At 44.1% G+C, this 19,272-nt stretch carries 17 protein-coding genes and 1 pseudogene; 10 read left to right on the top strand and 8 right to left on the bottom strand.

Annotated elements, in window-relative coordinates:
• The first annotated feature begins 303 nt into the window (after positions 1 to 303).
• The 7 genes from AC3CH3_RS08635 (at position 304) to mnhG (ending at position 7,188) form a co-directional block, all read left to right on the top strand.
• The gene (locus AC3CH3_RS08635; protein ID WP_019823000.1) at positions 304 to 1,239 is read left to right on the top strand and encodes a universal stress protein; all 936 of its coding nucleotides are present in this window, start codon (positions 304 to 306) and stop codon (positions 1,237 to 1,239) included.
• Between the two features lie 372 nt (positions 1,240 to 1,611).
• Positions 1,612 to 4,227: a hydrogen gas-evolving membrane-bound hydrogenase subunit E gene (mbhE, locus tag AC3CH3_RS08630; RefSeq protein ID WP_488536960.1), complete on the top strand. Its 2,616-nt coding sequence runs from the start codon at positions 1,612 to 1,614 to the stop codon at positions 4,225 to 4,227.
• The gene (locus AC3CH3_RS08625) at positions 4,227 to 4,580 is read left to right on the top strand and encodes a Na+/H+ antiporter subunit C (RefSeq protein ID WP_488536959.1); all 354 of its coding nucleotides are present in this window, start codon (positions 4,227 to 4,229) and stop codon (positions 4,578 to 4,580) included. Before mbhE ends, AC3CH3_RS08625 begins: the two co-directional genes overlap by 1 nt.
• Positions 4,577 to 6,130, top strand: a complete 1,554-nt coding sequence (locus AC3CH3_RS08620) for a Na+/H+ antiporter subunit D (protein WP_488536958.1) — start codon at positions 4,577 to 4,579, stop codon at positions 6,128 to 6,130. The genes AC3CH3_RS08625 and AC3CH3_RS08620 overlap by 4 nt, the downstream gene beginning before the upstream one ends.
• Positions 6,127 to 6,603 carry a Na+/H+ antiporter subunit E gene (locus tag AC3CH3_RS08615; protein WP_019823010.1) on the top strand — a complete coding sequence of 159 codons (477 nt, stop codon included), beginning with the start codon at positions 6,127 to 6,129 and terminating at the stop codon, positions 6,601 to 6,603. The genes AC3CH3_RS08620 and AC3CH3_RS08615 overlap by 4 nt, the downstream gene beginning before the upstream one ends.
• 28 nt (positions 6,604 to 6,631) lie before the next feature.
• Positions 6,632 to 6,892, top strand: coding sequence for a cation:proton antiporter (locus AC3CH3_RS08610; RefSeq protein ID WP_009699163.1), 261 nt, complete (start codon positions 6,632 to 6,634; stop codon positions 6,890 to 6,892).
• Entirely contained in the window at positions 6,892 to 7,188 is a 297-nt protein-coding gene (mnhG, locus tag AC3CH3_RS08605; protein WP_488536957.1) for a monovalent cation/H(+) antiporter subunit G, read from the top strand. The genes AC3CH3_RS08610 and mnhG overlap by 1 nt, the downstream gene beginning before the upstream one ends.
• A 508-nt stretch (positions 7,189 to 7,696) precedes the next feature.
• Here mnhG and AC3CH3_RS08600 read toward each other — a convergent pair.
• Entirely contained in the window at positions 7,697 to 8,341 is a 645-nt protein-coding gene (locus tag AC3CH3_RS08600; RefSeq protein ID WP_019823016.1) for a copper homeostasis protein CutC, read from the bottom strand.
• Positions 8,334 to 9,101: a copper homeostasis protein CutC gene (locus AC3CH3_RS08595; RefSeq protein ID WP_019823018.1), complete on the bottom strand. Its 768-nt coding sequence runs from the start codon at positions 9,099 to 9,101 to the stop codon at positions 8,334 to 8,336. The genes AC3CH3_RS08600 and AC3CH3_RS08595 overlap by 8 nt, the downstream gene beginning before the upstream one ends.
• 247 nt (positions 9,102 to 9,348) lie before the next feature.
• On the opposite strand from AC3CH3_RS08595, the gene AC3CH3_RS08590 reads away from it, so the two are divergent.
• Positions 9,349 to 10,224, top strand: a complete 876-nt coding sequence (locus tag AC3CH3_RS08590) for an AraC family transcriptional regulator (RefSeq protein WP_139137173.1) — start codon at positions 9,349 to 9,351, stop codon at positions 10,222 to 10,224.
• Positions 10,225 to 10,456: 232 nt separating this feature from the next.
• On the opposite strand, the pseudogene AC3CH3_RS08585 reads toward AC3CH3_RS08590, so the two are convergent.
• A pseudogene (locus AC3CH3_RS08585) lies at positions 10,457 to 10,726 on the bottom strand (carboxypeptidase M32); the annotation flags it as partial.
• Between the two features lie 392 nt (positions 10,727 to 11,118).
• Here AC3CH3_RS08585 and AC3CH3_RS08580 point away from each other — a divergent pair.
• The gene (locus AC3CH3_RS08580) at positions 11,119 to 11,397 is read left to right on the top strand and encodes a hypothetical protein (protein WP_017063787.1); all 279 of its coding nucleotides are present in this window, start codon (positions 11,119 to 11,121) and stop codon (positions 11,395 to 11,397) included.
• Positions 11,398 to 11,695: 298 nt separating this feature from the next.
• On the opposite strand, the gene AC3CH3_RS08575 is transcribed toward AC3CH3_RS08580, so the two are convergent.
• Positions 11,696 to 13,168, bottom strand: a complete 1,473-nt coding sequence (locus AC3CH3_RS08575) for a carboxypeptidase M32 (protein WP_488536956.1) — start codon at positions 13,166 to 13,168, stop codon at positions 11,696 to 11,698.
• Between the two features lie 296 nt (positions 13,169 to 13,464).
• Here AC3CH3_RS08575 and AC3CH3_RS08570 point away from each other — a divergent pair, with 296 nt between their 5' ends.
• Positions 13,465 to 14,100 (top strand): LysE family translocator, encoded by a 636-nt coding sequence (locus AC3CH3_RS08570; RefSeq protein ID WP_019823030.1) that lies wholly within the window; start codon positions 13,465 to 13,467, stop codon positions 14,098 to 14,100.
• A gap of 106 nt (positions 14,101 to 14,206) precedes the next feature.
• Here the strand turns inward: AC3CH3_RS08570 and AC3CH3_RS08565 are convergent, their stop codons facing one another.
• From AC3CH3_RS08565 to AC3CH3_RS08550, 4 genes are all read right to left on the bottom strand, one after another.
• Positions 14,207 to 15,682, bottom strand: a complete 1,476-nt coding sequence (locus AC3CH3_RS08565) for an aerolysin family beta-barrel pore-forming toxin (protein ID WP_019823032.1) — start codon at positions 15,680 to 15,682, stop codon at positions 14,207 to 14,209.
• A gap of 555 nt (positions 15,683 to 16,237) precedes the next feature.
• Positions 16,238 to 16,699: a hypothetical protein gene (locus AC3CH3_RS08560; protein ID WP_019820340.1), complete on the bottom strand. Its 462-nt coding sequence runs from the start codon at positions 16,697 to 16,699 to the stop codon at positions 16,238 to 16,240.
• Entirely contained in the window at positions 16,696 to 17,502 is an 807-nt protein-coding gene (locus AC3CH3_RS08555) for a winged helix-turn-helix domain-containing protein (protein ID WP_488536955.1), read from the bottom strand. Before AC3CH3_RS08555 ends, AC3CH3_RS08560 begins: the two co-directional genes overlap by 4 nt.
• Positions 17,503 to 17,865: 363 nt before the next feature.
• Positions 17,866 to 19,236: an alanine/glycine:cation symporter family protein gene (locus tag AC3CH3_RS08550; RefSeq protein ID WP_488536954.1), complete on the bottom strand. Its 1,371-nt coding sequence runs from the start codon at positions 19,234 to 19,236 to the stop codon at positions 17,866 to 17,868.
• Between the last annotated feature and the right edge of the window lie 36 nt (positions 19,237 to 19,272).

The following is a 19,272-nucleotide window of genomic DNA, read 5'->3' as shown; positions in this document are numbered from 1 at the left end:
TTTTTCTATCAAACTATGTGGAAAGTCGTTTGACCTACATTTTCTAATCAGTGTGGTATCTACTCTTCAGGGTTTCTGCCGACATCCTTTCTGAACAAGTTTTTGCTTTAGCTTGCGATAAACTTTGACGTAATTTGTTACATGTCACTGCCGGAAAGGGGGGATTTTTGCACGTATTTTCGGTTATTTGTCACGTAAATAACTGAGTGATAACAAATATCATTCACCTAATGAGTGGTTACAATTACGTTCTAGGAAAGGCCGTTCAATTTGGTTAATATTTAGTCAACCAAGGAGGTGTGTATGAGACGATTCGAGAACATACTTTTTGCAACGCAAGGTCTGCCCGGCCACAGTGACGCCCTGGGTCAAGCGATTAGAATAGCGGCTAACAATCACGTTCCGGTTTCGGGCCTGATTGCCTGTCCTGACTTTCCTACCGATCTCGTTCAATATCAACAAAGCTACGAACAGTCTTTACATGATTCGCTTCAGCAGAGCGTAAAAAATTTGCTTGAAGAACTGTCTATTTCTGAAGAGCAGGTGCCGTTTCCCCTGAGAGTTAAAAGCAATGAAAATCCGGCGGTTTGTATCATCCAAGAAGCGATGCTGAATCATAATGACCTGATCATTAAAGAGGCTGAGCCACTCAGTGAAGGGGCCGAAGGCTTTAAAGCGATAGACATGACTTTATTGCGTAAATGTCCTTGTCCAGTATGGCTGCATCGACCAATATTTAAACCACGAGACAAACGACGTATTGCGGTTGCGGTCGATCCTTTGGCTATCAACGATGAGCACCAGGCACTATCGTGTCGATTGTTAGAGCTCTCTCGTTCGATTGCGGATACCTGTGATAGCCGATTACACATTATCTCTTGTTGGGAACATTATTTAGAGAACTACCTCGACAATCACGTTTGGATTCAAGTAGGTGCGGAGCAGCTGTCTGATGAGGTTTCTAAAGAGAAAGCTCGTCACGAACAAGCCTTGCACCAATTAATCGATGACTCTGGTATTGCTGGTGAGGTGGTTATTCATCACCTGCATGGCAAACCGGACGATAAAATTCCGGAGTGTGTTGATGAGGAAGAGATTGACGTGTTGGTCATGGGAACCTTAGCCCGAACCGGTATTTCTGGGTATGTGATTGGCAATACTGCCGAGAATATTCTTCAATCAATTAATTGCTCCTTAGTGGCAATGAAACCAGAGGGATTTATATCTCCAATCAAGTAACAAATTGATCTCGAAAAGCGGAAATAGCAATACTGAAGCAAGCATGTACACGACAGACTAATAACTTCTTAGTGGAGGGTAGTATGAAGAAACTATGTCCTATTTGCCAAACTGAAATGCTTGAGCGCTCTCACATTTATGCATGCCCGAGAAACGATATCGGAGACTGCTCATATGATGCTTTGAGTCTTACTCATGAAATGCCTGCGTACCAACTCAACCGCGTAAATTCCTGTAGCGACATGCACTCTTACGTCTCACAAGATAGTAAGTAACTTAAACCATTAACCGTATCGGTTTGTATCGAAATGGATGGCGATATTGAATAGTGTATTAGGGAATAAAAACACACAGGGCTCAAAAGATCGTTCTATGATTCTAGCGATCTTCCCTGTGCTGCCCATGGTCATTTTCTTCTTACTCCTCAGTTGGTATACGCCGGGAGGCGTGAGTTGGCAAGCGGCTTGGGTTCCGGGTTTAGATGTTAACCTGAGCTTCAAGTTGGATGGCTTGTCTTTCCTATTTGCGTTTTTGATCAGCGGTATCGGTGCGCTTATCCAGATATACGCACTGGCTTACCTGAAGGGACATTCGTCTCGATTCTCTTTCCACCTGTACTTAACGCTGTTCATGTTAGCCATGCTAGGTGTTGTCACGAGCGACAATATCCTGCTTCTTTTTGTGTTTTGGGAACTCACCACCATCACGTCGTATCTTTTGATTGGCTTTAATCACGAGAAAGGCAAATCCCGCAAGAACGCATTACAATCGCTCATTGTTACGGGTGCTGGAGGCTTGGCGTTATTAGCAGGTTTGATACTGCTGGGTGAAATGGCTGGTAGCTATGAGATAAGTACTATCATCGCGCAAAGTGCGCTGATTGTAAAACATGAATGGTTCCTGCCTTCACTGGTTCTGATCTTACTCGGTGCGTTCACCAAATCAGCGCAGTTTCCATTCCACTTCTGGCTACCCAATGCCATGGCAGCGCCAACGCCAGTGAGTGCCTATCTTCATTCTGCCACTATGGTAAAGGCTGGCGTGTACTTACTTGCCCGTGTGTCACCGATTTATTCACACAGCGAGATTTGGTTTTACACGCTCGGTATATTTGGTGGCTTTACCGCGATATGGTGCGCGCTGCTGGCCCTAAAGCAAACCGATGTGAAGCTGATGCTGGCATACAGCACGAATGTTGCCTTAGGTAAATTGGTGCTATTGATTGGCATGGGAACTGAGTTAGCGATGATGGCCGCGCTGCTGTTTATCTTGGCGCACTCGTTCTACAAAGCTGCGCTGTTTATGGTGGTGGGTAATATCGATAAAGCGACAGGAACGCGTGATATTCGTATGCTGCATGGTTTGAAAGCAGCACTAATACTCAGTGTCACAGCCGCAATCCTAGCCGCCTTATCGAAATCGGGTGTGCCGCCGCTACTTGGGTTCTTAAGCAAAGAGTACATGTACAAATCCAGTTTGGAAGTGAGTGTCATCCTAACTACGATATTCCTTTTGGTTAACGTCACCATGGTGGCATTGGCGTTGGCGCTGATTGTTAAACCTTTCTTCGCGACGTATGAAGGTAATCCAACGCCAGCCAAGAAAGTGGAAGCCAGTAAAGGGTTATGGATGCCAGCAATGCTGCTTGCCATAGCCAGTGTGCTTGCGCCGTTATTTGGCTTGGGTTGGATCAATAACAATGTGGTTATTCCGGGTGTTTTATCAAGCTTGCCGGATTCCGAACCACAAGCTGCCAAGTTGTGGCAGGGCGTGAATCTGCCGTTGGTGCTCAGCGCATTAACCTTGTTACTTGGCTTTGTTTTGTATCGAATCTACCCAAGGCTGCTAGTGAGCTGGCAACGTAAAGTGCCCGTGTTGCCAACGGCAGAATCCGTTTTCGACAAAATCATGGCTGGCATGATGCGTTTGGCGAAATGGCAAACGCAGTTGTTGCAGCAAAAGCGCTTAAGTCATTATGTATTGTTGTTCTTTATTGTGCTGGCAGGATTGCTGTTAAGCAGCCCGTTAGTGATCCCACAAGCTCGTTTTGCTGCATTAGCAGACATTAGTTTCTACGAGATCAGCATTGCACTTCTGCTCATTGGTGCTGCCTTAGTCTGCACCTTTACCACGTCTCGTTTGCTGGCGGTCTCTGCCCTTGGTGTGGTGGGTTTCATGACCACCTTAGTCTTTATGCTTTATAGCGCGCCAGATGTCGCGAAAACCTTGTTGTTGGTAGAAACCTTGATGGTTGTATTTGTGGTGCTCTTGATACGCCATATCCCAGATCTATTGACGGTGCCGCAACATTCTGTACGTCGAAGATTACTGCACGGAGCGATAGCAGGTGTGATTGGTATGTCGGTAACGGCGTTGTTGATAAACATCACCGCACAACCTCTAGATTCCACTCTGGCTGATTTCTTCGCAGAGAATAGTGTTCCCGGTGGGCATGGACGCAACATTGTGAATGTTATTTTGGTTGATTTCCGAGCCTTCGATACGTTGGGTGAGGTGATTGTGGTCGTGATGGCGGGTATCGCTGCGGTTAGCTTGTTGAAAACGCACTATCACAAACGTAATCGTGTCCGTTCCCTTATCTTTGCGACTACCGCACACATCGTTGCAGCGCTGATGTTGGTATTCTCACTTTACCTTTTATTACGAGGTCACAACGAGCCGGGTGGTGGCTTTATTGGCGCGCTGATCGCTGTGATTGGTTTTGCGTTACTGATGTTTGCGGAATCGCCAAAGTATGTTCGTGACCGCTTGTATTACGCACCATTTAGCATTGCTCTGTTTGGCATCTTCTTAAGCTTTGTGGCTGGCCTAATGAGCTTTGCCTTCAATTTTCCGTTCTTAACGGGTTTGTGGTGGAAAGACATTCTGCCACTTGGCACACCGTTGATATTCGACGTCGGCATTTACCTCGCCATCATTGGTGGCGTGATGGGGATGTTGCTGCGTGTGAATGAGGAGTTGGACTGATGGAAGTACTATGGAGCCTCGTGGTCGGTGTGTTTGTCGCTGCTGGTGTCTATCTCATGCTTGAACGACACATCTTACGCTTACTATACGGTCTGATCTTGTTGAGCAGTGCGGTGAACATCGCGATTTTCACCGCCGGACGTTTAACCCCCGGACTACCGCCATTGATTGAGGCGAATTCTGCGTTACCACCAGAAGGTGCGGCAAACCCGCTTCCTCAAGCCTTAATTCTGACTGCGATTGTGATTGGCTTTGGTTTGCTGGTATTCGCATTAATGCTGTTTTACCGCGCATATTCCGAAGCGGGCTCGGCCGATGTTGATGCGATGCGACGTTCTGAGGAGGATGAATGACGACGATTTGGTTAACGTTACCCGTAGTTATTTCGCTTCTTACCGCTGTCGCCATCTTCTGCGTGAAGCGTAACAAAGCACTGGTGGATGCAATAAGCGGTACAAGCGCATTGGCAACCTTGGTGATTGCAGCGCTGTTGACGCACGATGTCATCAACAGTGGTCCACAAGCAGTGGCATTCGGTCAATGGACTGCGCCATTTGGCATTGTTTTTGTGGCGGATTATCTTGCCGTCGCCATGGTGACAGTGACGGCCATTATTGGCGTAGTGATCATGTTCTACGCCATGGGCGATCTGCAAGAAAAGGCGTCTTACGGCACGTTTCATGCGCTGATGCATGTCTTGTTGGCCGGCGTGTATGGTGCGTTTCTAACTGGCGACATTTTCAACCTCTATGTATGGTTCGAGGTGATGTTGATAGCATCGTTTGGCTTGATGATTTTGGACGGATCGAAGCAACAAGTGGATGGAGCGGTGAAGTACGTGATGCTCAATCTAATATCGACCTTGGTCTTCTTGCTTGCGATTGGCTTACTCTATGGCGCAACAGGGACTTTGAACCTTGCGGATTTACACGCCAAAGCCACATTGATTCCGTCAGACACCAAAACTTTGCTCGCGGTACTGTTCCTATTCGCGTTTGCGATAAAAGCAGCGTTGTTTCCCGTTTTTGCTTGGCTGCCTGCTTCTTACCATACATTGCCAAGCGCCGTTGTCGCACTGTTTGCTGCGTTGCTGACCAAGGTTGGAGTGTATGCGCTGATTCGTGTCTTCACTTTGATTTTTCCGCTATCAGAAAGTGGTTGGCAGCCAACTCTGATGTGGGTGGCGGGGCTTACGATGTTAACTGGTGTATTGGGGGCCGCGAGCCAGTACGACATTAAAAAAATTCTCTCTTTCCATATCATCAGCCAGGTCGGTTATATGATCATGGGATTGGCGATCTACACGCCGCTCGCTATTGCGGGAGCGATTTTCTACATCATGCACCACATCATTGTGAAAGCAAATTTGTTCCTGATTGGCGGCTTTATCGAGCGTAAATATGGATCGGGCAATTTAGGGCAATTAGGCGGCGTATACAAAGCCATGCCTTGGCTCGCTTTCTTGTTTCTTATTCCAGCATTCTCTTTAGCGGGGTTTCCACCTCTGTCGGGTTTTTGGGGCAAGTTCCTTGTCATCAAATCTAGTTTGCAAACCGAGTTGTATTGGCTTGCAGGGATAGCGCTCTTAGTGGGTCTGTTAACGGTGTTCTCGATGACCAAGATCTGGAACGAGGTGTTTTGGAAAAAGCCTCAGCAAACACTCAAAGCTCAGCCAATGAACAAGTACACAAAAGGATTGTATTGCGTGCCAATAGCCACGTTGACCACGTTAAGTCTGATTATTGGTTTGGCAGCCGAGCCGTTTTACCAATTTGCAGTGCAGGCAGCAGAACAGTTGATTGAGCCCCAAGCATACGTAAAAGCGGTTCTTGGAGAGAGTACGTTGGCTGAGAGTGAAATAGCAGAACGCGTGGCATTGAATGCATCGGGAGGGAGCCAATGATTTATCTATTTTTGAATTTGTTTCTCGCCTTTGCGTGGATGCTGCTAAACGGCAACTATACAGGCACGAACTTCATTCTTGGTTTTGTGGTTGGCTTTTTGGCATTGCGACTCAGTCAACCTTTTGGTTTGAAAACCAGCTACTTCCGACGCTTCCGTGCTCTGGTCGGCCTGTTTCTTTTCTTCTGTTACGAGATGTTGATCTCGGTAGCCAGAGTCGTCTGGGATGTGGTCACGCCAACCCATTTGAGTGACCCAGATATTGTTTATGTGCCGTTAGATGTTGAGTCAGATTTAGAGATCTCGTTGCTCGCGAACATGGTTTCACTTACTCCGGGAAGCTTGAGCTTGGATGTCACACCAGATAAGAAGCACATGGTGGTGCATGCGATGTTTGCACCCGAGCACGAAAAGGTTATTAGAGAAATCAAAGGCGGTTTAGAAAAACGGATTTTGGAGGTGACGCGTGGCTGATGGATTACAAGTAGGTAGTTGGTTACAGATGAGCATCACGTTCGCTTATATTGGTTTGTTGCTCAGTGTCGTGATGGCATTCATTCGCTTGGTTCTTGGTCCTACCTTGGCCGATAGAGTGATAGCGCTTGATTTGATTTCATTCGTCACAGTGGGCTTTATTGCCGTTTATACCTTAGATAGTGGGCAACAATCCTTGTTGGATATTGCTATCACGCTCGGTCTAGTGGCTTTCCTAGGGACGATTGCTTTTGCAAGGTTGATCTTCAAAAGAAAAGGAGAGGTGTAATGGACATTATCGTTGGGATTTTACTTTGTCTTGGAACCTTGTTTACGCTCATCGCAAGTCTTGGGATCTTACGAATGCCTGATCTCTACACGCGAATGCACGCCGTAACTAAAGCTGGCACTGTAGGCTTAGCTTCGCTGTTATTAGCGGTGGCGATTGCGATACCCGATATCACGGTGATTTCTCGAGTGATTGGCACGATGTTATTTATCTTTATCACCGCGCCCGTGGCAGCGCATTTACTTGGTAAGGCAACGCAACAAAGCGGCTATCAAATCTGGAGAAATGACAAATAGCGTACTCTTTCACTTTATGAGAATGTTGTTTCATATGATAACCATGAAACTACGCAATCATAACTTGAGCAGATCAGGGTGTTACTTTTGCTTTTGGATAAACCTAATTTCGAACGCCCCTGCAAGAGCATGTAAGATTCTCCACTCCTTTCTCAGCTGAGTTGTCGCTCCGCCACTGCAGTGGAGGCTCGCAATATCTAGGGTAATTCTTGAATGCTAATTTAGCAAAGTCACTGACACAGAATTGTTCGGAAGTGCGCTGACGGGGCATGTAACACGAAAATGCCCCATTGTGTGCCAGAGCTCTATTGAACTTGATTTCAATTTCCGCGATTAGCCTTATTTTTCCTTATACCTAGAACTCTAACTAAGCGGGTAAATTCACTATGCCTCTATAAATGGGATCATATATGACCCCATTGGTATTACTGTAGGTTCTTGTCTGTTAATACAATTCGATTCTAAACTAAAATTAAGGTGAGAATTCACTAGCTGTTATTGCATTTGACTAAAACTCATAGCTATCCAACTTAACTATCTGCGAGCCATGAATCTCACTGATTTCAAGTGTTTTGGCTATCGGTTCCGCATTCATATAGTTAATTCCGCCACCGGGAATAATGGTCATCCGTCCATTGCTCATTTCAATCGTTTCTTTGATATAATCAAGATCGATTGGATCTGTTATCTTGCCACCATGAGTTAACACTGCACTTATGCCATTATTGGCAAGCCAATCTAATGTGTTTTTATGCTCGTCTCGAGGGATCTCATCGAACGCCATATGAAAGACTGCCGTAATACCTTTTGCAGCTTCAAGTAATGTAAGCATCGCGTCTTTATCAAGTGTGTTATCGTCGTTCAAGCAGCCAAAATCAACAGCATCGGTTCCCATCTCTATCGCTGTGCTAATGTCAGTCAGCATGATCTCAATTTCTTCTCGGGTATAGACGAAGTTCCCCACTCGTGGTCTGATACAACAGCAAACTGTCACATTATGAAAGTGTGCATAAGCGATAGCTTGTTTCATTACCCCTTTACTGACGGTAGTCCCCTGTCCTCGATAGTTATCTTTCAAACTAATTCTATTCGCCCCATTTCTAATGGCATCAGGAATGGATGTGAAGTTTTCTACACAAATTTCTTTAATCATGATTTATCTCATCTGAATCATTAACTAAACGTAATACCGCTGATATGGTCTCTTGATCAGTTACTGGGAGTTGATAATCATCTACATCTGCTGACCCCATCTTACTTTGCTCAGCAATGAACTTCATTTTACTGCTTCGAGTGGTTTTTCCTGACAGGTGCAGTTCAAACGCGTTAGTTTTATCTAGGATCTGTTTTGCATTGCCTGTATTAACTCCAGCGCCGGGCATGATTGAGATGCGTTCACCAGCTTGTTCAACTAACTCTTCCAGTACCTCTATGCCTTCTTGTGCAGACGATGCAAGGCCGGAAGTCAGAATGCGCTCACAACCCAGCTCAATAATATCTTCCAGTGCTTTCTTCGCGTTGTTACACTGGTCAAACGCACGGTGATAGGTCACCCCAAGACCGAGTTTGTGAGCATAGTCACAAAGTCGTCTTGAACTTATCATGTCTATGTTTCCTTCTGCATCTAATGCGCCAAGCACCACACCTTGCAGAGCAGCCTCTTTAGCTGCTTTGATGCTATACAACATGATTTGTATTTCTTCCTCGCTATAGAGAAAATCCCCTTGTCGTGGGCGAATCAATGCGTAGACCGGAATGGATGAGATACGGGCTGCAACTTTCATCGTACCAAAGCAGGGGGTTAATCCACCCAGAGCGAGTGCAGAGCATAGTTCAATGCGTGTTGCTCCGCCTGTGATTGCACTGTGTAGTGACTCTATATTGCCAACTGAGGCTTCAACTTGTATACCCAATTTCTTAATCCTCTTTTTGAACTATTCATAAAGAGCTTCGCTACAGGATAAGTTCCAAATATTTCATATTCTTCTTCAAATCTAGCGCTATGCCTTTTCATCTTTAATGTCTTCATAGTATTTTTTTTGCGATGTATATCTAATGCTCCCCTGTCAAGTTTAAATACTATTTCATCAAAGGTTAGTAATGACAGATAATTTAAGTACTATCATGTCAAAATATAATACTTTCTAGAGGCGCATCGTGGTGAGTAAAGCAAAATTTGAAAAAGTCCCTCAACGACAGGGGCTCTCTTGGCGCTACTTAAAAACCCAAGACAGCGCTGGTTTTTATGACTGGCACTACCATCAAGAATTTGAACTGGTATTACATCGGCATGCTCAGGGAGTTGGCTTTGCGGGTCACTATCAGGGAAAGATAGTGCACAATGCGCTATGGCTTATCGCTCCTGGTACGCCACACGCCTTTGATTGTAAAAGCAGCTCAACGGAGTTTCCCCCTGAACGTCATAGTATTTGGATCAAACGCGACTGGATTGCGAATATAATATTTAATTGCTTTGAACTAAGAAAATTAGACACAGTACTGAAGCGGGCCCAGAAAGGTATAATGTTGTCTAAGCTTTCTGGTGAGAGGGTATTCCTACTAATCAATGAACTTACCAATAATACTCACATCAACCAACTCGCTATTTTAATTCAAATACTGGGCGTTATTGCTGAAGATAAAGCCGCGACAAATTTGCTCTCTTTTTCAACACAAAACCTAACTGACGCAAATAGCCCCAACATTGCATCTGACCGTTCAAAAGTCGAAAATCTCAGCCATTACATCGAAAACAATTACCATCTTCCTATCACACTGGCAGATCTATCACTCCAACTAAGCACTAGCGAAAGCTCAATCCACCGAATATTTGAGGCACACTTTCACGAGAGTTTTAGTCAGCATTTAAAAAAATTACGGCTGAACCATGCAGCGGAGCTACTTACCCATTCAGATCTGGCCATTAATTTAATAGCGGAAAAAGTGGGCTATCACAATCAGGCAAATTTTAATCGTTTATTTAAGCGCTATAAACTTGTCACACCAAGTCAATATCGAAAACAGTTCAAGGTGTAATGATCGCCACCATCAAAACTGAGCACGAAGTTAAGTGCTTTCCATGCTTATTACCTATTATTGAAGGTACTAAAACGTTTATGTCCAATTTCGTGCTAGTAGGTACCAGAATCTTCCGTGATTGTTAAGTTCGATGAAGGGATAAAACCTTCAAATCAATCTAAGTATGTTTTGAAAATGTGATTAAAAAGGCTGAATCAATAAACTGATCAGCCTCTATCGATTTATTCCATTAAAGGTAACGACTTCTCAAATGATCTTTGAAGTATTGCGCATTCAAGGTTTCACCTGTTGCACCTTTCACCAAATCATCAGTAGTAAGCAGGCTGCCTTTGCTCCAAATGTTCGATTCTAACCAATTGAAGATAGGGGATAGGTCACCGCTTTCAGTCACTGAGTTCACATCCACTGTTTTCTTCATTGAAGCCATGAACTGAGCCGCGTACATCGCACCTAATGTGTAAGGTGGGAAGTAACCGAATGCGCCGTCCGTCCAGTGGAGAATGTGACCTGCATTTTAAGGTAGTTGCGGCTGTCCAAATTCTTGCTAACGGGGCGACTTAACTCACAAAGTACGAAAAGTGGGGGGCAGAGTACAGTTCTTGACTCAAACGAATTCGCTAGTTTTTGCTCTGTAAGTCGCACTGAAAGAGTCACACACATACAAGGTAGTATGAGCATAGCCTTGAACAAGCCCAAAATCCTCGCTGAGAGCGTTTGAGGCGGTCTGAGGGTTGTTTTTGGTAGCTAATTTACCCATTTACCATAATAAGAATGATGAACTCCGACTTTAATTGCATGAAACGAGAGCTATCTATTTAGTTTCACTGCTGCGACAATCTTAATTTCTTACTAAACTGGAATTAGTATTGAACTAATAAAAAAGGAATAGTTATGCGAATTGTTTTTTTTGTTTTTGCTCTTTTTTTTTCTTCCCTTTCATTTGGAGGTTTTAAACCAATTCACGATAAAGCCTTAGAAGAAAAAGCACTCGATGCATTAGAAGTTCACTTAGTAGCTGAAGGTTTGATAAGAGATGATGCTGAGCTAGCTCTCGCGTATGAGGAGGGAGGGAAAAGTATTTTTTTCTTTCGAGTAAGAGAGCATGAAGGTGGGGATGAGTTATATAGGGTTTTTTGCTCAAAGGCTAGGTGCCGTTTTAGTTATAACTGACAATTGAAGTTGTAGTGGTCTAATGATCCCTGACAATCACGTAAGCGACTTTTTCTATCCTTTTAATAATTCATGCTTTGCTTAATTGGCAATCTTGCTAAAACGGAAATGTCCAGAACCTTCACAGATGGCACTTCGTAACTCAGAAGTGCCTCTTTTCTAGTTAGAACCAAAGCTACCCTTCAGCCATAATTGTGACTTTTGACTTACAATACTTGTACTATGCTTTTTTCAGCTTGGTTCTACTTACACAGCAAGCTCTGCAAGTAGAAACCTTCAATGTAGTTGGGCGTTTTATCTACAGATAACGACTTCTCAAATGATCTTTGAAGTATTGTGCATTCAAGGTTTCGCCCGTTGCGCCTTTCACCAAGTCATCGGTGGTCAGCAGGCTGCCTTTGCTCCAAATGTTCGATTCTAACCAAGTGAAGATAGGCGACAGATCACCGCTTTCAATCACAGAGTTTATATCTACCGTTTTCTTCATTGAAGCCATGAACTGAGCCGCGTACATCGCACCTAGTGTGTAAGATGGGAAGTACCCAAATGCGCCGTCTGTCCAGTGGATGTCTTGCATACAGCCGTTAGTGAAGTTGCCTTGAGTGCTTAAACCAAGGTAAGACTGCATCTTATTGTTCCAAAGTTCAGGGACATCGGTGTGTTTGATCTTGCCGTTGATCAAATCACGCTCAATTTCGTATCGTAAGATAACGTGTGCAGGGTAGGTCAGCTCATCGGCATCAACACGGATGAAGTCTTTCTTCACACGAGTGTAGATCTTCTGGAAGTTCTCTTTTTCAAACTCTGAGCCTGAGAATTGCTGACCAGCTAAGTTTGCTAAGTGTCCAATGAACGGGTCGCTGCGGCCGACTTGCATCTCAAAGAACAAAGATTGAGACTCATGGATACCCATAGAGCGCGCTTCACCCGCCGGTTGTCCTGCTAGGTGCTTTGGTAATCCCTGTTCGTAACGCGCGTGTCCTGTTTCATGCACAATACCCATTAAGCTTTGAACGAATTCCGCTTCGTCATAGCGTGTTGTGATACGCACGTCTGAAGGGACGCCGCCACAGAATGGGTGGACACTTTCATCTAGTCGGCCGTGTTCAAAATCGAACTGAAGCAGCTTCATGACTTCTAAACCCAGTGCTTTCTGTTTCTCGGTCGAATAGATACCTGATGGTGCGTTAAATTGCTCGCTCGATTGTTTTTCGATCACTTCATCAATTAAACCTGGAAGCCAAGTTTTAACGTCTGCAAATAGGGTATCAAGTGAAGCAGAGCTGGTGCCCGGTTCATAAATATCCAGCATCGCATCATAAGGGGTTAGATTGGCTGCGTCTGCGCGAATCTGCGCTTCTTCACGAGACAGCTCAACCACTTCACGCCAGTTCTTTTCAAAACCAACCCAGTCGTTTTCTCCACGTTGGCTACGCCATGCATGTTCACACTTTGAACCAGCTAGAGACTTCGCTTCAACCAGTTTTTCTGGAAGTAGGTTAGCTTGTTGCCATTGGCGTTTTATTTCACGAAGAGACGATTGTTGCTCGTTGTTCAGCGCTTCGTTTTCAGCGTCTGCAATCCAATCACCAAGTTGTGGTTGAGTCATTAAGCCGTGAATATGAACCGAAAGCTCGGCCATCGCTTCACTGCGAGCTTGATTACCACCAGATGGCATCATTGAAGCTTGGTCCCAACCACAAATAGAGGCTAGGTGTTGAAAGCGTGAACATTTTTGAGAGTGTTCGACTAGTTTTTTGAATGCGCTCATTTGACTACTCTTAATTTGGTTTCTTTAAATGATCCTTAAATTCCTTTTCGGTTAAGGTTCATCTCTCATGTACTTTGATTATGGCTCTGCTTTTTAATGCGCTGTACTTCGTGGTCGAAGATCTAGCGATAAAAGCAGGAAGCGATATGATGCCTTGAATTTACTATTTCTTAACAAATTAAACTGTTCCATTGTGCACAAAATCAGTGACTTGTATAGCAGACGGCAATTGTTGCTTGCGAATTGTTCAGATACACGGTATTGATGATAGATCGCTGAACAAAAATGACAATGATATGGATATTTTGAACTTTGAGGCATTTCTAATTGCCATCACTATTTTAACGCTAACGCCGGGCTTAGATACGGCTTTGGTGATTCGCAATACTAGCCGCTCTGGCTTAGCTGACGGTTGTATGACGAGCTTTGGTATTTGTAGCGGCTTGTATGTACACGCGTTTTTCTCTGCTGTGGGTATATCTGCAATCCTCGCCCAATCCGCTGAACTCTTTCAAGCCGTTAAGATGGTAGGTGCGGTTTACCTCATCTGGCTTGGCTTAAGCAGTTTGCGAGCGTTGATGAAAAACGGTGGCGGTTTGAAGGTCGGAGAACAAGCTCAGCAGGCTTACAGTGCAAAGCGTTCTTTGCGTGAAGGCTTTCTGTCTAACGTTCTTAACCCAAAAACAGCAGTTTTCTATCTGGCCTTTTTACCTCAATTTGTAAACCCTGAAGGTTCGCCTTTATTGCAATCTATGTTGATGGCTTCGGTACACTTTATGATTGCGATGGTATGGCAATGTGGTTTGGCTGGCGCTCTTAACTCGGCTAAAAATTTGCTCAAAAACGCGAGTTTTATGACGTGGATGGAAGGCGTGACGGGCATGGTGCTGGTTGGGCTGGGTGTTAAGCTTCTGATGGAAGAGCCTGTGTAGTTCACCGTTTTCAGTTGAACATGAATATATGAAAGCCCACGATGTGTCGTGGGCTTTGTGCTTTATTACTGGTAGATCTTTGTACCGATCTTATTCAACAGCGCAGTTATTCCACGACACTGATGTTCATCTCAGCACCTTCGAAACCTAAGTCACTCAACTCATCAGCATTGAAGTTGGTAGTGACTTCAATATCGCCAATGCGCTCAGTCGTTTCGTTGACGGAATCAGTGCTTCTTTTGCTTCGAATACTGTTTGTAATTGGCGTTGCTTGTCCAATTTCAATGGTGCCTGCAAATTGAGACTCAGCGTTAAAATCACCAGATACGTAAGAGTGGAATGGGCGTAAGCTTCCTCCAGTCGCGTACTGCATGCTCGATAAACCGGCTTCTTTGATCGCCCAGCCCCAGTCCCACCATTTCGTTTCGCCTGGGATGTATCGGTGATCCCATTGGTAACGAATATCGGCTGATTCATTGCTGCTACGGCCCATAGTGAAGGTGTGAGCTTTGTAAGGGCGGTTATCTGGATGGGTGTGCCATGCGTTACCACCCCAACGAAGGAAGCCGTTGAATTCAACATCGTAACTGATGTCTGCGTTGAATCGGTAAGGATAAGAGATGGTTGAACGATACAACTCAACTCGAATCGGAAGCTCTGAATTCGCTGGAACCATAGGACGAGCTTGAAGTGTTACTTGCTCGCTAGTGGAGTTGCCATTGGTTTCAGCAAAGCTCTGGTTCGCTTCTAACTTAATCGTTAGCTTAGTCTCGCCAACCAAAGGCCACTTGAATGTATTCTCTGTTTGAACACTTTCGGAGAACCCATAGCTATTCGTTTTCGACCAATTTGTAGACTCATCGACTTTCAGATCGACAACGACTTGTTGCGCGATGTTACTTTTGTTTCTTGCCGTTGCATAAACGGTCTTAACCAGTTCACGATCGGACTCGACGACATCGCCGTGCCAAAAATTATTGTCGTTAACCGTGTAGGTGAAGTTGTCGACGGTGATCTTAGTCTTTTCGTTACAGCGGTAACCATCACAAGAACCACTGTTGTTGCCTTGTATTACCCAGGAGTCACCTGAGCGTTTAATCGTCATGTCCTCGCCGACATACTGACTATTATTCCCGCCAACCCATGCATAACCTAGGTTGTGCGCTAGATAGCTAAGAGGGCGTACAAAATCATTGCGGTTGTTCACTAAGTCATATTCAACATCTATCTCGCTGCCTTCTGGGACGGCTTTAGCAGAGTAGTTTGGAATTTCAGATTGATCATTGTTCGGATAACAGAATGTTGACCCGCTGTTTGATTGTTTAATTTCGCCATGATAGCCAGGCCCCATGATCACCCAGTTTCCTTTCAGCCCGGTGATCTGCCAAGTGCCCATACGAGCGACCAAAGCACTCTTCTGTTCTTCAGCCTCATAGCGGTCTAAAGGGCGATAACCAGAGCGACATACATCTTCACCAAGTTGGTCAAACACTATTTGGTCTGGGTAAACCTTTGCGTTCACACCGGTAGATAGAACAGACAACACTGCGGTTGCTAAGAGACTTCTGTTTATATTAATCATTAACAATTCCCTCGTTTGTAATTTTTCTATTTTGATAATGTTTTGTGCGCCGTGCAGTTAACAAGACCAATTCACTTTTTCATGTTGATAAATAGATAGATACTGAAAAGGGTTGAATTAAATTGCCTAATTAATTCAATGGCTTGTATTACTAGAAGTGTTTTTATGGTGAAATTGTATGCAAATGGAAGTCAATTATTTGATGGGGCTCAAACCGTTTTTAGAAAAATGAGATGTTATTCTCGCGACTTTAACGTCAAATTATTTTGACGTTGTTTAATCACATGTGAGGTGAATGAGTAAGTACAATAGGAGACATATTATTCACATCGCCTACAGCTTTATGTTGATATGTAAATTAACAATAACGATATAAATTTAACTTAGGTTTTAAATGTAATCAGTTGTTTTAAACATCCGATTAATCGAATGTTTAAACGTGAGAGTTACTTGCTGATATAGCCATAAAAATAACCATCCGTTTTTTATGTGTAATATTCAGGATGGTGTTAATTAAACGTCGATAAATTCAGTTGGTAGCCAAATAACGATAAATTATCGTTTAGCCAGAAGTTGTGTTCGCCCCGTATTACACGTTCGAATAATGGCAAATAAATCATTCGAACTTAAGACATCAACCTTCAACGTTAATGGGTCATTGTTGATGAGTAGATAGGGCGACAATAAGCTGTCATTCATTGTTTTATTTATTTTTTGTACTGAGACTAAATCAATGGTGCCAGATATTGCAAAGAAAAGTGATTGAGAAGGGCCAGCCTCACCTCTAAACCTTAGAACAATAGGGTCGGGCATGTTGTCATCTTGAACCGACATCAGGTGCAGAACTTTGTTGTTACTTATTTTGGTGAGCCCATCGGTACGTAATACATTTCCATCGAGTATGAGGTCTACCACGCTATGTTGGTAACGGTGCTCTTCTTGCGGTGGAGAGTTAGGAATACTCCATATGCCAACCAATAACGCTAACGAGGAAAACAGAGCTACAAATGGCATCATAATTGGCCTCTCTCTAGGAATAACGCTATCTCGCTACTCGCACGATCTAATTGCGTGGGTGTGTAAAAGATATTGACGGACTGGCGTGTATCTTTATTGAGTATTGAAAGCTCAGAGTAGTCAGGTTCTTCGCTAATGTATGCCACGCAATCACATTGATATTTATAGAGAATGGCTTCGAGTTCAGGGCTCATCGTCATTTCAGACTCTTGGAATACTTGAACCTGACCAACCCACTGTTCATTGAGTCGGTTGACTGAGTTGATATCGCCAAGGCTTCTGTCGTGCACTTTAGCAAAAGCCAACAGCGCTGATGCAAACAGCAAACAACCAGTTGTGAAGTAACACAGTCTATTTCTGTGTGATCTGATTTTCTGGTGAGCAGGCGACGTTGGTTTAGGTATAGATTCATGGCTACTTGCAATAGAGGTCGCAATACTGCTGTTATCGAGTGGGACTTGATCGCTCACTGGAGTGAGAGGAATCGTGGTTCCGCTTTGTGGTTGCGACTCGATAAAGACGCAATCATCGATAAGGCGGTAACCAACCTTTGGTACCGTCACGATTGGCGTCTCTTTGATACCGAGCTTGACGAATCCTTGGCGGAGTAAACTGATGCATTTCGCAAGTGATGTATCACCAATGAATTCGCTTCCCCATGCGAAACTAATGATCTCTTGCTTATTCACAATCTCTGGTGAGTTTTTAAGTAATAACTCTAAAACACGAGTCTCACGATATCCTATTTTAATAGAACGTTCGTCGTTATAAATACGGTTTTTAATTGGGTCGAATCTGATCATATAGCCAACGCTTTATTTTTATTATAATTCTCTCAACAATGTAGATGACTATAAACGGACTATTATATGAATTAAAGTCACATGTTTTATTCTAGTGATTTTTTGTGTGGTAGAAACAAAGCGTTGTTTATTCGTTTATGACTAAAAACGGCCATTTATACATAATCTGTTAAATATAAGTAATATCTAATTAAGAGTTGGTTTTATTAGCTTTCTATGAGGTATATTAATTCGCACAGCGGCCTAATTAATATCATTTTATATGTTAGGGTATAAGTGTTCGTCATGATTTTTTTAGTTTAACGTTTGAATAAATATAAAAAAGCCCACATTTTAATGCGGGCTGTATTCAATCAATCTAGGTTACGCTTTAACGGCTTCACAATCACTTGAAGAAGTTAAAGGTTTGAAGAATAGCTTTGTTTCTTCGATGACGACGCGACGCAGTAAGATCAGGCCGATTAGGTTTGGAATTGCCATCAGGCCGTTCACGATATCAGCCATCAGCCAGATCATGTCGAGCTTTAAGAAGGCACCAGAAGCAACCAACGCAATGAAGATGATCTTGTAAGGCAGAACCGCTTTAGTACCTAGCAAGAAAACAACACAACGCTCGCCGTAATAGTTCCAGCCTAAAATCGTGGTAAATGCAAAGAAGATTAAGCCAACAGAAACTAGCATTGGACCAAGAGCGTCTGCATTCAAACCAACAGCGAATGCATGAGTGGTCATCGCAGCACCAGAAAGGTCGGTTTGCCAAGCGCCCGTTAAGATAAGCGCCAGACCTGTCATGGTACAGATGATGATGGTATCGAAGAAGGTACCCGTCATAGAGACTAGCCCTTGTTTCACACATGAGTCTGTTTTAGCTGCTGCTGCAGCCATTGGTGCGCTACCTAGGCCTGATTCGTTCGAGAATACACCACGGGCGATACCTGATTGGATAGCAAGCATGATGCTCGCACCAAAGAAGCCACCGGTTGCTGCTGTGTTGGTAAATGCTGAGGTCACGACAAGGGTAATGGCATTCAATAGTTGGTCTGCATTGGAAACCAGAACACTCAAACACGCGACGATGTACATGATAGCCATGGTAGGAACGACTTTTCCTGACACCTTAGCGATAGATTGAATACCACCAAGGGTTACCACTGCCACCAATATCGTAAGAACGACAGCAGACATTTCACGCGAAGCACCAAATGAAATTTCAGTCGCGTCTAAGATAGCGTTAACTTGTGGGAAGGTACCAATACCGAAGCAGGCAACACCGAGCGCGAAGACAGCGAACATAACCGCCAAGATTCGTGAGCCGACACCGTATTGCAGGTAGTACATTGGGCCGCCAACCATTTCGCCATTGCTATCGGTTCTGCGGTATTTAACGGCAAGTAGACATTCTGCGTACTTGGTCGCCATGCCAAATACAGCGGCAAGCCACATCCAGAATAGGGCACCAGGGCCACCAATCTTGATTGCGGTCGCTACACCAACGATGTTACCTGTACCAATGGTTGCGGAAAGCGCGGTACACAAAGCGGCAAAACTTGATACGTCACCCGTACCGGATTTGTCTTTGCTGAATACCATTTTTAGCGCGGTTGGGAGGTGTCTAAACTGGAGTAAGCCTAAGCGAAAAGTAAAGTAGATACCTGTACCCACTAGCAGAATAAGCAGTGGTGGTCCCCAAACGAATTGGTTGATGGTTTGTAGTGTAGCTTGTAGGTGGTTCATAGATTCCCCTTAATAAATTAAAAATTTAAGGAGAAG

The sequence above is a fragment of the Vibrio sp. QJM3NY_35 genome (assembly GCF_057785915.1).
This window is presented reverse-complemented; position numbering and strand designations above follow the sequence as displayed.

Bases quoted from the DNA above. Each gene is read 5' to 3' on its own strand.
- AC3CH3_RS08565 (WP_019823032.1), bottom strand. From the start codon at position 15,682: ATGATTAATATAAACAGAAGTCTCTTAGCAACCGCAGTGTTGTCTGTT.
- AC3CH3_RS08600 (WP_019823016.1), bottom strand. From the start codon at position 8,341: ATGATTAAAGAAATTTGTGTAGAAAACTTCACATCCATTCCTGATGCC.
- AC3CH3_RS08615 (WP_019823010.1), top strand. From the start codon at position 6,127: ATGATTTATCTATTTTTGAATTTGTTTCTCGCCTTTGCGTGGATGCTG.
- AC3CH3_RS08575 (WP_488536956.1), bottom strand. From the start codon at position 13,168: ATGAGCGCATTCAAAAAACTAGTCGAACACTCTCAAAAATGTTCACGC.
- mnhG (WP_488536957.1), top strand. From the start codon at position 6,892: ATGGACATTATCGTTGGGATTTTACTTTGTCTTGGAACCTTGTTTACG.
- AC3CH3_RS08550 (WP_488536954.1), bottom strand. From the start codon at position 19,236: ATGAACCACCTACAAGCTACACTACAAACCATCAACCAATTCGTTTGG.
- AC3CH3_RS08560 (WP_019820340.1), bottom strand. From the start codon at position 16,699: ATGATGCCATTTGTAGCTCTGTTTTCCTCGTTAGCGTTATTGGTTGGC.
- AC3CH3_RS08635 (WP_019823000.1), top strand. From the start codon at position 304: ATGAGACGATTCGAGAACATACTTTTTGCAACGCAAGGTCTGCCCGGC.
- AC3CH3_RS08610 (WP_009699163.1), top strand. From the start codon at position 6,632: ATGAGCATCACGTTCGCTTATATTGGTTTGTTGCTCAGTGTCGTGATG.
- AC3CH3_RS08570 (WP_019823030.1), top strand. From the start codon at position 13,465: ATGGATATTTTGAACTTTGAGGCATTTCTAATTGCCATCACTATTTTA.
- AC3CH3_RS08580 (WP_017063787.1), top strand. From the start codon at position 11,119: ATGCGAATTGTTTTTTTTGTTTTTGCTCTTTTTTTTTCTTCCCTTTCA.
- AC3CH3_RS08620 (WP_488536958.1), top strand. From the start codon at position 4,577: ATGACGACGATTTGGTTAACGTTACCCGTAGTTATTTCGCTTCTTACC.
- mbhE (WP_488536960.1), top strand. From the start codon at position 1,612: ATGATTCTAGCGATCTTCCCTGTGCTGCCCATGGTCATTTTCTTCTTA.
- AC3CH3_RS08625 (WP_488536959.1), top strand. From the start codon at position 4,227: ATGGAAGTACTATGGAGCCTCGTGGTCGGTGTGTTTGTCGCTGCTGGT.
- AC3CH3_RS08555 (WP_488536955.1), bottom strand. From the start codon at position 17,502: ATGATCAGATTCGACCCAATTAAAAACCGTATTTATAACGACGAACGT.